The 12,112-nt window shown below is 73.8% G+C and carries 13 protein-coding genes; 4 read left to right on the top strand and 9 right to left on the bottom strand.

Annotated elements, in window-relative coordinates:
- Positions 1 to 5 precede the first annotated feature (5 nt).
- A complete protein-coding gene (locus HHX33_RS27885) occupies positions 6 to 1,256 on the bottom strand; it encodes an ArgE/DapE family deacylase (RefSeq protein WP_182877192.1) in 1,251 nt (416 codons plus the stop codon).
- Positions 1,257 to 1,362: 106 nt separating this feature from the next.
- Between HHX33_RS27885 and HHX33_RS27880 the strand changes: the two genes are divergently transcribed.
- A complete protein-coding gene (locus HHX33_RS27880; RefSeq protein WP_182877191.1) occupies positions 1,363 to 2,478 on the top strand; it encodes an endonuclease/exonuclease/phosphatase family protein in 1,116 nt (371 codons plus the stop codon).
- On the opposite strand, the gene HHX33_RS27875 is transcribed toward HHX33_RS27880, so the two are convergent.
- Positions 2,453 to 3,004, bottom strand: coding sequence for a DUF1349 domain-containing protein (locus tag HHX33_RS27875; RefSeq protein WP_182877190.1), 552 nt, complete (start codon positions 3,002 to 3,004; stop codon positions 2,453 to 2,455). The two genes, HHX33_RS27880 and HHX33_RS27875, sit on opposite strands and share 26 nt — an antisense overlap.
- Before the next feature lie 353 nt (positions 3,005 to 3,357).
- Here HHX33_RS27875 and HHX33_RS27870 point away from each other — a divergent pair, with 353 nt between their 5' ends.
- Both HHX33_RS27870 and HHX33_RS27865 read left to right on the top strand, forming a co-directional pair.
- A complete protein-coding gene (locus HHX33_RS27870) occupies positions 3,358 to 3,939 on the top strand; it encodes a hypothetical protein (RefSeq protein WP_182877189.1) in 582 nt (193 codons plus the stop codon).
- Positions 3,940 to 4,001: 62 nt separating this feature from the next.
- A complete protein-coding gene (locus HHX33_RS27865; protein WP_111700027.1) occupies positions 4,002 to 4,322 on the top strand; it encodes a GroES family chaperonin in 321 nt (106 codons plus the stop codon).
- A 44-nt stretch (positions 4,323 to 4,366) separates the two neighbouring features.
- Here the strand turns inward: HHX33_RS27865 and HHX33_RS27860 are convergent, their stop codons facing one another.
- From HHX33_RS27860 to HHX33_RS27845, 4 genes are read right to left on the bottom strand one after another with little or no spacing between them, the layout of a single operon-like run.
- Entirely contained in the window at positions 4,367 to 6,088 is a 1,722-nt protein-coding gene (locus HHX33_RS27860) for a SulP family inorganic anion transporter (RefSeq protein WP_182877188.1), read from the bottom strand.
- Complete coding sequence (locus HHX33_RS27855; RefSeq protein ID WP_111700025.1) at positions 6,085 to 6,414, bottom strand: ArsR/SmtB family transcription factor; 330 nt, start codon at positions 6,412 to 6,414, stop codon at positions 6,085 to 6,087. The genes HHX33_RS27860 and HHX33_RS27855 overlap by 4 nt, the downstream gene beginning before the upstream one ends.
- Positions 6,414 to 6,617: a hypothetical protein gene (locus tag HHX33_RS27850; RefSeq protein WP_182877187.1), complete on the bottom strand. Its 204-nt coding sequence runs from the start codon at positions 6,615 to 6,617 to the stop codon at positions 6,414 to 6,416. The genes HHX33_RS27855 and HHX33_RS27850 overlap by 1 nt, the downstream gene beginning before the upstream one ends.
- Positions 6,614 to 6,832, bottom strand: a complete 219-nt coding sequence (locus tag HHX33_RS27845; RefSeq protein WP_396785834.1) for a DUF3073 family protein — start codon at positions 6,830 to 6,832, stop codon at positions 6,614 to 6,616. Before HHX33_RS27845 ends, HHX33_RS27850 begins: the two co-directional genes overlap by 4 nt.
- 192 nt (positions 6,833 to 7,024) lie before the next feature.
- Here HHX33_RS27845 and HHX33_RS27840 point away from each other — a divergent pair, with 192 nt between their 5' ends.
- The gene (locus HHX33_RS27840; RefSeq protein WP_182877186.1) at positions 7,025 to 8,203 is read left to right on the top strand and encodes a M20 metallopeptidase family protein; all 1,179 of its coding nucleotides are present in this window, start codon (positions 7,025 to 7,027) and stop codon (positions 8,201 to 8,203) included.
- Positions 8,204 to 8,271: 68 nt separating this feature from the next.
- Here HHX33_RS27840 and HHX33_RS27835 read toward each other — a convergent pair whose 3' ends face one another.
- From HHX33_RS27835 to pta, 3 genes are all read right to left on the bottom strand, one after another.
- The gene (locus tag HHX33_RS27835) at positions 8,272 to 8,688 is read right to left on the bottom strand and encodes a TIGR02611 family protein (RefSeq protein WP_310737907.1); all 417 of its coding nucleotides are present in this window, start codon (positions 8,686 to 8,688) and stop codon (positions 8,272 to 8,274) included.
- A gap of 62 nt (positions 8,689 to 8,750) precedes the next feature.
- Positions 8,751 to 9,956: an acetate kinase gene (locus tag HHX33_RS27830; protein WP_310741558.1), complete on the bottom strand. Its 1,206-nt coding sequence runs from the start codon at positions 9,954 to 9,956 to the stop codon at positions 8,751 to 8,753.
- Positions 9,957 to 9,981: 25 nt separating this feature from the next.
- Positions 9,982 to 12,039, bottom strand: a complete 2,058-nt coding sequence (gene pta / locus HHX33_RS27825; protein WP_182877184.1) for a phosphate acetyltransferase — start codon at positions 12,037 to 12,039, stop codon at positions 9,982 to 9,984.
- Between the last annotated feature and the right edge of the window lie 73 nt (positions 12,040 to 12,112).

Genomic DNA, 12,112 nt, shown 5'->3' with positions numbered 1-12,112 from the left:
CCTGCTCAGCGCACGCCGCATCGGCGCAGGGCGAGCAGCGCCAGGGCGCGGGTGACGTCGCGGACCTCCCGCAGGTCCACCTGCTCGCGCGGGGCGTGCGCGAAGCGGACGTCGCCCGGGCCGTAGTGCAGGGTCGGCACGCCCGCCGCCGCGTAGAGGCGCAGGTCGCTCCCGTACGGCGCGGCCGTCCGGGACGGCGCGGCGCCGGTCGCGTCGGCGACGGCCGCGGCCGTCTCCTCCGCCAGCGGATGCCCGTCGGGCAGCCGCCCGCTGGCGAACTGCCCCCCGGGCCAGGTGACGCGCACGGGATTGTCCCGCAGCCAGGGGTCGTCGAGACCGGCGAGCGCCGCCTCCAGGGCCGCCCGCGCCTCGGCGGGGTCCTCGCCGAGGCGCACACCCAGCCGTCCCTCGGCCACGAGCAGGTCGGGCACCGTGCTCGCCCAGTCTCCGGCCCGCACGGTGCCGATCTCGATCGGGTACGGCACCGGGTTGCCGCCGAACAGCGCGTCGCGGTCCCGGTTCCGCTCCCGCTCCAGCTCCCGCACGGCCCGCAGGACCGGCCAGAACGCCTCGACGGCGTTGACGCCCTCGTAGCGGGTGGCGCCGTGCGCGGCCCGGCCGGCGACCTCCAGGCGGAAGGTCAGCGCCCCGGCGGTGGCGGTGATCAGCGCGCCGCTCGTCGGCTCGGTGATCACGGCCGCCTCGCCGGTGTGCCCCCTGGCCAGGGTGGCGAAGGCGCCCAGACCGCCGTCCTCCTCGCTGACGACGCAGTGGACGGCCAGCGGGCGCGCGAGCCGTACGCCGGCCCGGCGCAGCGCGCGGACGACGGCGAGGTTGGCGGCGAGACCGGCCTTCATGTCGCAGGCGCCCCGGCCGTGCAGGGTGGTCGCGGTGAGGCGGGCGCCGAAGGGGTCCTGCCCCTCCCACTTGCCCGGGTCGCCGATCGGCACGACGTCGGCGTGCCCCTGCAGGATCAGCGCGGGCACGCCCTCGCCCTCGGTGACGCCGACGACGCCGTACCCCTCGGCGCGCTCCGCCTCCGTCCCCGGGAAGCCCTCGCGGGAGCGGAGATCGTCGAGGTCGAGCTTCCACATGTCGACGTCGAGGCCCCATTCGGCCAGCATGCGGGCGCACCTGTCCTGCAGGTCCGACTCGGCGTCGCTGCCGGTGACGCTCGGCACCCGGACCAGGTCGGCCAGCAGGCCCACGGTCTCGGCCTCGTCGATCGCGTCCAGGACCCTCGCTTCGACATTCATGCCGAAAATGTACGGCCTGCCCGCCACGGTGTGGACACCTGAGGAGCGAGGTGTCCGGCGCGTAGGGTGGATCATCACTCCGAGCGGCTTGGCGAAGGGGCCGAGGATGACGAAGCGGACCGCCGGTGGCGGGGCGGGCTGCCGGAACCTCCTGCGCGGCCTGCTCGCCTGGCTCGTGGTCGCGCCGTTCGCGCTGTGGGCCCTGCTGCGGCTGGTGCCGGGTGACGTCCACTTCCGCTGGGTGCAACTCGTCGCGTTCACGCCGTACGCCGCCCTCGCCTCGGTCGTCGCGCCGGTGGTCGCGCTGCTCGCGCGGCGCCGGGCCGCGCTGGTCGCGGGCGTGGCGGTCACCGCCGTGCTCGTCGCCTGCGTGCTGCCCCGTGCTCTCTCCGATCCGAACAGGGCTCTCCCTAATCCGAACGGTGCTCTCCCCGATCCGGACAGTGCGCTGCCCGGCCCGGACCGGGCCGGGTCCGGCACGGCCGTGCCGGCGGCGGGCGGGCAGGCCGCGCGCGGGCCGGTCCTGCGGCTGCTGTCGGCCAACCTGCTGAAGGGCTCGGTGCCGCCCGCCGCGCTGGTCGATCTCGTGCGGGCGCTGCGCCCGGACGTGCTCACCGTGCAGGAACTCACCCCGGAGGCCCTGGAGGGCCTGCGGGGCGCGGGCCTGACCCGGCTCCTGCCGTACGGGGACGAGCGGGCGCGGGAGGGCTCGGGCGGGTCCGGGCTGTTCACCCGGTTCCCCCTGCGCCCGGAGACGCTCACCGGCCCCGGCGACTCCCGGCAGGCGCAGGGCGGCGTCGAGGTGCCCGGCGCGGAGCCCGTCGGCGTCGTGTCCGTGCACCCGTGCGCACCGCGCTACGTGTCCCGGTTCACCTGCTGGGCCGACGTGCTCGCCGCGCTTCCCGAGCCGGGTGAGCAGGTGCGGATCCTCTCCGGGGACTTCAACGCGACGCTGGACCACAGCCGGGTCCGGCGCCTGCTCGACGCGGGCTACCGGGACGCGGCCGACGCGACCGGCGACGGCCTGACCGGGACCTGGCCGTACCGGCAGTGGGACTTCAGGGGTCTGCCGGTGCCGCCCGTGACGATCGACCACGTCCTGGTGGACCCGCGCGTCACCGTGCGGGCGTTCGGCGTCCACCGGCTGCCGGTGACCGACCACCGCGCGATCTTCGCCGAACTGGTCCTGCCCCCGGCTAGGACGTCAGCGACACCCGGGTGAAGCGGGTCTCGAACCCATCGCCGCTCGGAGCGGCGCACATGACCCCGGCGAGGGCGGGCGTCTTCGGCGGGAAGTAGGCGAGGCGCAGCATGTGCTCCGGCTCCGCGCCGTTCACGCCGTACCGGACCGTTACGGCGTCGCCCACGCGCTCGAAGTCGAACGTCGCGGAGACGAGGCCGGCGGGCGCGGGCGTGACGGACCAGTCGGAGAAGCCGCGCGTGACGACCACGCTGAGCTGGTGGCCGCCGTCGACGAACTCGACCCCCGCCTTGATCCAGTTCTCCTCGTCGATCCGCAGCACCGCCCCGGCCTGGTCGTACTGCTCCGCGTAGTCCGCGTCGAACGTCACCGTCAGCCGGAGGTCTCCGGCCACCTCCCGGCCGAACATGTGCGCCGTGTCGAACGAGTACCCGTAATGCGTCTTCTGCCACAGGTCGGTCCGTCCGGCCGCGACGGCCCGCAGCCCCTCTCCGTTCCCCGACCATTCGGCGGGCTCGTTGAGCCAGGTGAAGCCCTCGAACGCCATGACGCCCCCTTGCCTTCGCTTTGCCGGAATCTGCCTATGAGAGCGCTCTCAGGGCCTCCCGGTCAAGGACGATCTACCGAGCAGTGACTCCGTTTTGTCCTATTTACTATCTCTTTCCATATACTCGTGCCTCACATCACGTTTGATGCTTTTGCAAGCCCCACCCCTCGCGTGACTCGAATCGCCCCTCCCCCAGGGGCCGCGCGCGCCCGATCGGCACTCGCACCCCGCCCCGGGGCTGCGTCGCGCTGCCCGGACGCGCGTGCGGGGACCCGGCCCCCGGCCGGGAGCCCTCCACGACGTGCGGCCCTCCCCCCAGAGGACCGCGCCGCGAGCGACCCGAAAGGAACTCCATGCACAAGCGAGCCCGTCAGGCGGTCACCGCGGCGCTGGCCGGAACCACCCTTCTCCTCGGCACGGCCACCACGGCCGCCCAGGCCGCGGTGACGCCTCAGGCTCCGCCCACCGCGTCGCTCTCCCCCGCCGACGCGCCCCGCCCGGTCCTGGACCCGGTCGCCATCGGCGCCGCGCTCAACGCGGCCCTCCGCGCGGCCGCCGCGGACGCGAAGCGGATCGCCGCCCTTCCCTCCGGCAAGGCGACCGCCACGTCCTTCTGGGACGCCTCCACCGCCTCCGGCAAGCGCATGCGGTACGCCACGCTCGCCAGTCCCTACTGGCCCCTGGGCACGAAAGTGAAGATCACGTACAGGGGGAAGAGCGCGGTCGGGGTGGTCGAGGACTTCGGCCCGGCCGAGTGGGCCGTCGCCCAGCACGACATCCCCGCGATCGTCGACCTCTCCGAGAAGATGATGGCCGACCTGACGGGCGTCGCCTCCAACACCGTCCATGTGCGCTTCCAGGTGCTGAAGTGGGGCAAGGGCCGCGTCTACCGCCACTCGGGGACCGGCTACGACCTGGCCATGGGCCGCTCGTGAGCGCCTGACCCCCGTCCGCCTCCGATGACGGCGCCCGGGCGGCCTCCGCGTACACTGCGAGGGTGCCTGACCCGAAGTTCGAGATCCAGATGCTCCACGACCGCGTGATGGTCAGGGTCGAGCGGGAGTCCGAGGAACGGCGCAGCACCTCGGGCATCGTCATCCCGGCCACGGTCAAGATGGCCAACCGGCTGGTGTGGGGCGAGGTGTGCGGCGCGGGAGTCGGCGCGCGCACGGTCAAGACCGGCGACAAGGTCCTGTTCAACCCCGAGGACCAGTACGAGGTCGAGGTGCAGGGCCAGCTCTACCTGGTGCTGCGCGAGCGGGACCTGCACGCCGTGGCGACGCAGCAGACCGACCACGGCACCGGCCTCTACCTCTGACCCGTCGCGGGCCGCACCACCGGGTCCGCCGTCGCGCTCGCCCGTCAGGCCCCACCGCCGAGATCCGCCGTGGTGGTCACGCGGCCGGTCTCCGCGGTGGCCGGGAGGAGCCCGTGGTCGTGCAGAAGGCCGCGGGCGTGAGCGATGGCGGTGGGGGTGTCGGGGAAGATCAGACCGTCGCGCCGAAGGTGACCGGCGATGCCGAGGGCGGCCAGGACCTGGCCGTGTCCGGGTTTCACGCCGGAGATCAGGACGGTGATACCCCGGCGTTCCATGCGGACGATGGCGTGGCCGAGGATCTGGGCGCCGGTCGCGTCCAGGGCGGTGATCCGTGACATCCGCAGGATGACCACGCGGACGTCCGCGACTTCGGACAGTTCGAGCAGGAAGCGGTGGGCGGCGGCGAAGAACAGCGGCCCGTCGAACCGGTAGGCGACGATGTGCTCGCTCAGCAGTCGCCGCTCCTCGGCGCTGTGGTCACCGGCGTCGAGCGGGACCTGGTCGAGGCGGGAGGTCCGGGCGACCGCGCGGAGCGCGAGCACGACGGCCAGGCCGAGACCGACGGCCACCGCGGTGACGAGGTCGAACACGACGGTCACGACGAAGGTCAGGATGAGCACGACGGCGTCGCCGCGGGTCGAGCGGGCCAGCGCGCGCAGGGAGCCGACCTCGACCATCCGGACGGTGGTGGCCAGCAGCACCCCCGCGAGCGCCGCGAGCGGGATCCGGCCGACCAGAGAGCCGGCGGCCAGCACGATCCCGGCGAGGACGGCGGCGTGGGTGAGCGCCGCCAGCCGGGACCGGGCCCCCGCGCGCACGTTCACCGCGGTACGGGCGATCGCGGCGGTCGCCGGCACGCCGCCGAGAAGGGGCGCCGCGAGGTTGGCGATGCCCTGCCCGAACAGCTCCCGGTCGGGGTCGTGTCTCTCGCCGACGCTCATCGCGTCGGCGACGGTGGCGCACAGCAGGCTCTCCAGCGCCGCCAGCGCCGCCACGGCGAGCGCGGACGGCAGGAGCGTTCCCACCATGCCGGGATCGAGGAAAGCGAGCGACGGGGCGGGCAGCCCGGCCGGCAGTGCCCCGATCCGGGCGACGTCGAGCGAGAACGCCTGAGCGGCCAGCGTCGCGACCGCGACGCCGAGGAGGGAGAACGGGACACCCGGCCGCAGCCGGGCGCCGCCCAGCATCACCGCGGCCACCGCCAGCGCCATGAGCGGCGCCGCCCAGGTCGGATGGGCCGCGAAGTGCGCCACGGCTCCGGCCGCGACCTGCCACACTTTTCCGCCGTCTCCGGCTGTCACGCCGAGCGCGGCGGGGACCTGCTGCAGCGCGATGACCACGGCGATCCCGGCGGTGAAGCCCTCGACGACCGAGGTCGGCAGGAACTGGGCGAACCGTCCCGCGCGCAGCGCGGCCAGAGCCAGGAGGACCAGCCCGGCCATCAGGCCGACCATCAGCACTCCGCCGGAGCCGTAGGCGTGCACGATGGGAACGAGGACGACGGTCATGGCGCCGGTCGGGCCGGACACCTGCAGGTTGCTGCCGCCGAACACGGCCGCGAGCGCTCCGGCGACGATGGCGGTCACCAGGCCGGCCTGGGCGCCGAGCCCGGAGGAGACGCCGAACGCCAGCGCCAGCGGCAGGGCCACCACCGCGACGATCAGCCCGGCCACCAGGTCCCGGCCGGGTGAGCGGCGCGCGGCGGTCCAGTCCGACCGTCCGGGCAGCAGGTCCGCGAACCGGCGCGGCACTTCCCGGAGGTTCACCTCGTCTGTTCCAGCTCGGCGAGGAGCTCGTACTGGTCGGCCAGCAGCTCCGTGAGGATGCGGCGGGCCGCGCGCATCATCTCCGACACGTCCGCGCCGGCCAGCTCGTAGACCACGGTCGTCCCGTCGCGCCGCGCGGTGACCAGCCCCGCCCGGCGCAGCACCGCCAGCTGCTGCGACAGGTTCGGCGCCTCCACCTCGATCGCGGCCAGCAGCTCCCGGACCTGCCTGGGTCCCTCACACAACAGTTCCAGCACCCGGATGCGCAGCGGATGGCCGAGCGTCTTGAACAGCTCGGCCTTGGCCTGGTAGAGCGGGACCGGCATCACCCGGCCTCGCCCTCGACGACGGGCCCGTCCGCCGGTTCGGGTGTGACGACGACTCCGTGGGCGGCGCCCAGCCGTTCCAGTTCCTCCGCCTCCGAGGCGTGCGTCTGCACGCCGAAGTGATCGCCGTCCCGTTGTGCCGCCGCCAGCGCCCGGCGCGTCGCGGCCAGCCGCTGCCGGAGACTCTCCTCGAAGGAACTCACGCGCGCGGCTCACCTTCCCGGTCCAGGTCCGCCCGGCCCGCGCCGTCGCCGGCCTCCGTGCGTGCGGGTGCGGCAGGCGTCGCGTCGACGCCCAGCTCCCGCCGCAGGGACTCCAGATCTCCGCCACCGCTGTACTTCAAAGCACGAGCGACCTTCACCTGCTTGGCCTTGGCCCGGCCACGCCCCACAGCCATCGCCTCCTCGTCGGCGGACACTGTTGCCATTATAGGGAATTAAGAAACTCTGCAACTACCGGGGGCGAGCCAGGTGCGCTCGCAACCGTCGCGACGGCGGGCAGACGCGTCGCACGCCCCGTCGCGCAACCCGTCGCACACCCTCTGCCTGGACCCCCCGGCCGCGCTCTAATGTGATGGCGACATCGACCCTTCTCGCGCGATCGGCGGCCCATGACCCTTCAGGACGATCTCGTCGAACTTCGCCGTGCTCTGCACCGGGAGCCCGAGATCGGGCTCGACCTGCCCCGGACCCAGGAGAGGGTGCTCGCGGCGCTCGACGGCCTTCCGCTGGAGATCACGACCGGGGAGCGGCTCACCTCGGTGACCGCGGTGCTGCGGGGTTCGCGGCCGGGGCCGGCCGTGCTGCTGCGCGCCGACATGGACGCGCTGCCGGTGCACGAGAAGACGGACCTGCCGTACCGCTCGCGCGTCGACGGCCGCATGCACGCCTGCGGGCACGACCTGCACACGGCGATGCTCGTGGGGGCGGCCCGCCTGCTCTCCGACCGGCGCTCCGACCTCGAAGGGGACGTGGTGCTCATGTTCCAGCCCGGCGAGGAGGGCGAGGAGGGCGCCAAGCTCATGATCGAGGAGGGGGTGCTCGACGCGGCGGGCGACAGGCCGGTCGCGGCGTACGGCATGCACGTCTTCTCGACCACGATCCCCCGCGGCCTGTTCCTGACCAAGGGCGGGCCCGTGCTCGCCGCGGCCGACACGCTGACCGTGACCGTGCGCGGCAGGGGCGGGCACGGGTCCGCCCCGCATCGCGCCCTCGATCCGATCCCCGCGGCCTGCGAGATCGTGACGGCCCTGCAGACCCACGTCACCCGGACGTACGACGTGTTCGACCCGGTCGTGGTGACGGTGGGGAGCTTCCACGCCGGCACCACCGACAACGTGATCCCGGACGAGGCGCGCTTCGAGGTCACGGTGAGGACGTTCTCGGCCGCCACGCGGGACCGGGTCAGGGAGGGCCTCGTACGGCTGGCCCGCGGCATCGGCGAGGCGCACGGACTCACCGTCGACTGCGTCTTCGGCATCGGCTATCCGGTCACGGTCAACGACGACACCGAGGCCGAGTTCGCCGCGCGGACGGTGCGGGAGGCGCTCGGCGAGGACCGGTACTTCCCGCTCCCCACCCCCGCGACCGGCTCGGAGGACTTCTCGTACGTGCTGGAGCAGGTGCCGGGGGCCTTCCTCGTGGTCGGCGCCTGCCCGCCCGGACGGGACCTCGCCACCGCCCCGTCGAACCACTCGGCGGAGGCGGAGTTCGACGACGCCATCCTGGCCGACGGCGCCGCGCTGCTGGCCGAACTGGCGACCCGGAGGCTGGCCCGGGCCACCGTCTGACCGTCGCCCGCAGGCCGGCCGGCTCGCGGGCACGGCTCAGGTTCGCACGGCTGAGGTCGGCATGAGGGTCAGCTCAGCAGCTCGCGGGCCTTCTGGATCAGGTCGACGCCCAGGGTCAGCCGTATCGACACCCAGACGATCACGGCCGCGCAGGCGAGGGTCAGCGCGCCCGCCACGATGCGGACGAACCAGTTCTGCCGCTTGAGCCAGTCCGTCGCCCGCCTGACCCAGTGCTTGGCGAACTCCAGCACCCGGCTCGCCCAGGCGAACTCGGTGGCCAGCACGGCGAGGCCGGTGAAGACCACCAGCCAGCCCGGCCCCGGGAACGGCACCATGATCAGCCCGCCGACGACGAGGGCGGTCCCGATCACCCCGATGACGATCCGCAGCGTCAGCCGGCCCGCCGGAGTCGCGCGCACCCGGTCCAGCAGGCCCCGCGACTCTCCCTCTTCCTCACCCGTCCGACTGCTCTCAGCCGTAGCCACACGGCTCACCCCCATCCGCTGCCCACGATAGCCAGCCGGGCCCTTGGCCACGGTCACCGACGTCACCCCTCTTCGAGGCAGGCCGCGGTCTGCTCGGCGATCTCCAGTTCCTCGTTGGTCGGCACCACCAGCACCGTCACCTCGGCGCCCTCCGGGGAGATCGCCCTGGCCTCCGCCGACTCGGCGGCGTTGCGGGCGGGATCGACCTCGATGCCGAGCCGCGTGAGACCGGCCGTCGCCAGCACGCGGACCCGCGCGCTGTTCTCCCCCACGCCGCCGGTGAACACGACCGCGTCGACGTGGCCGAGCGCCGCGTAGTAGGCGCCGACGTAGGCGCGCACCCGGTAGCCGTACACGTCGAGCGCGAGCCGGGCGTCCTCGTCGCCCGCGTCGGCCAGCCGCCAGACCTCCCGCATGTCGTTGGCGCCGCACATGCCGAGCAGGCCGCTCTCCTTGTTCAGCGCCGTGTCGACGTCGCCGAGCCCCATCCCCGCGACCCGGGCGAGGTAGGCGGGCAGCGCCGGGTCCACGTCGCCGGATCGGGTGCCCATCACCAGGCCGGCGAGGGGGGTGATGCCCATCGACGTGTCCACGCTCCGCCCGCCCCGCACGGCCGTCGCGCTCGCGCCGTTGCCGAGGTGCAGCACGATCGAGTTCACCTCGCCGTACGGCCGTCCCAGCAGGGCCGCCGCCCGGCGCGAGACGTACGCCGTGGAGGTGCCGTGGAAGCCGTAGCGGCGCACGCCGAGCTTGCGGGTCCACTCGCGGGGGACCGCGTAGGTGTGGGCGTGTGGCGGGATCGTCCCGTGGAAGGCCGTGTCGAACACGGCGACGTGGGGCAGCCCGGGGAAGGCCCGCCGGGCGACCCGGATGCCCTCCAGGTTGGCCGGGTTGTGCAGCGGCGCCAGCGGCGCGATCTCCTCGATGGCCCGCTCGACCGCGTCGTCGATCAGGACGGGCGTGACGAACCGGCTGCCGCCGTGGACGACCCGGTGCCCGAGCGCGGTCACCCCGTCGAGCGACGGCCCGTGCTCGGCGAACGCCGCGAGCACGGCCTTCAGGCCGTCCTCGTGGTCGGCCACCCTGCGCTCGACCCGCACGCCGTCGTGGACGAGCGCGCTCTCGTCCTCGCCGATGCGCTCGACGAGCCCGCCGGCCACACCGGTGCGGGTCGTCATGTCGATCAGGCGGTACTTGATGGACGACGACCCCGTGTTGAGGACCAGGACCTGCCCGCCCACCCCGTCTCCCCGCGCCCGCGCGCTCACCGCTTCTCCTCCCGCGCCCGCACGCTCACGGCGCCTCCTCCCGCACCTGGGCCTGTATGGCCGTGATCGCGACGGTGTTGACGATGTCGCCGACCGTCGCCCCGCGCGACAGGTCGTTGACCGGCTTGCGCAGACCCTGCAGCACCGGGCCGATCGCGACCGCGCCGGCGCTGCGCTGCACGGCCTTGTAGAGGTTGTTGCCCGTGTTGAGGTCGGGCACCACGAACACCGTCGCCCGCCCTGCCACCCGGCTGTCCGGCATCTTGGTGCGCGCCACGCTGGGCTCGGCCGCCGCGTCGTACTGGATCGGCCCCTCCACCGGCAGGTCCGGCCGCAGCGCGCGGACCCGCTCCGTCGCCTCCCGCACCTTGTCCACCTCGGGCCCGGCCCCGGACTCGCCGGTCGAGTACGACAGCATGGCCACGCGCGGATCGACCCCGAACCGGGCCGCGGTGGCGGCCGAGGAGATCGCGATGTCGGCGAGCTGGGCGGCGGTCGGATCGGGCACGACGGCGCAGTCGCCGTACACGAGCACCCGGTCGGCGAGGCACATGAAGAAGACGCTGGAGACGACGCCGACGCCCGGCGACGTCTTGATGATCTCGAACGACGGCCGGATCGTGTGCGCCGTGGTGTGGGCGGCGCCCGAGACCATGCCGTCGGCCAGCCCGAGGTGGACCATCATCGTGCCGAAGTAGGACACGTCGGTCACGATGTCGCGGGCCTGCCCGAGGGTGATGCCCTTGTGCGCCCGCAGCCGGGCGTACTCCTCGGCGAACAGCTCGCGCAGCTCGGGGTCGAACGGGCTCACCACCCGGGCGCCGTCGACGGCCAGGCCCATCGTGTTCGCCGCCAGCCGGATCTCCCGCTCGTCGCCCAGCAGGGTCAGCTCGGCGACACCCCGGCGCAGCAGGCTGTCTGCCGCGCGCAGGATGCGCGGCTCGGCGCCCTCCGGCAGCACGATGTGCCTGCGGTCGGCGCGGGCCCGGTCCAGCAGGTCGTACTCGAACATCAGCGGGGTGATCGCGGCGGCCTTGGTGACCCGCAGGCTGCGCAGCAGGGCCGCGGCGTCGACATGTTCGGCGAACACCCCGAGCGCCGTGTCGATCTTGCCGGGGGCGTCGGGGCTGAACCGCCCCTCGGCCTTCGACAGCTTCGTCGCGGTCTCGAACGTGCCGCCCGGGGTCGTGATGATCGGCAGCCGGATGTCCATGCCCTTCAGCAGGCGGACGACCGCGTCGGGCAGTTCGAGGCCGCCGTTCAGGATGATCGCCGACAGGGCGGGGAACGTGCGCGCCTTGTGCGCGGCCAGCAGGCCCGGCACCAGCGCGGCGGCCCGGTCGGCCGGGACGACGACCGCGAGGCCCTCGGTGAGTCGCTCCAGGATGTTCGGCAGCGACATGGCGCCGATCATCAGGCCGCCCGTCTCCCGGCCCAGCTGGGCGGCGTCGCCCAGGTACAGCTCGCCGTCGCAGGCGGCCATCAGGTCGCTTACCGTCGGGGCGGACAACCGCCGCACCTCCGGCAGCACGTACGCGGGGACCCGGGCGGCGACCTCGTCCACCAGGGCGGGCGCCACCCTCGTGACGACCGTGGCGAGCTCGGTGGCGTGCCGCTCGGCGAGCTCCTTGCGCGACATCTCGACCGCCGTGGCGATCTCGTCGGGCGTGCGGTCGAGACCGGTGACCACGTTCATCACCGGCGTGCCGAGGTTCGCGGCGAGCTGGGCGTTGAACGTGAACTCGGTGGGCGCGCCCACGTCCGTGTAGTCCGTGCCGATCACCACGACCGCGTCGCACCGCCCGGCCAGCGCCCGGTAGCGGGCCAGGATCTCCCCGGCCGCGCGGTCCTCGTCGGCGTGCACGTCCTCGTAGGTGACGCCCGTGCACATGTCGTAGGACAGGCCGATCGCGAAGCGGCTCCGCGCGGTGTTGACCAGGCTGTCCTCGCGGCCCGCCCGGACCACCGGACGGAACACGCCCACCGTGCCGACCTGGCGGGTCAGGAGCTCGATCATGCCGAGGGCGATCGTGCCCTTGTTGCTCCTCGCGTCGCCGGCCGCGACGTAAACCCCGATCGCCATCGCGCAGTCACCCCTGTGTCCGGCCACCCCTGCCTCTGGGCGGCCCGACGGCCCGCCCAGGCAAATCTACGCG

Origin of the sequence: Microbispora sp. H10670 (assembly GCF_014161385.1) — a bacterium.
In the GTDB taxonomy this organism is placed as follows: Bacteria; Actinomycetota; Actinomycetes; order Streptosporangiales; family Streptosporangiaceae; genus Microbispora; species Microbispora triticiradicis.
The sequence above is the reverse complement of the archived record's forward strand: the minus strand, read 5'-3'. Positions and strand labels throughout refer to the sequence as shown.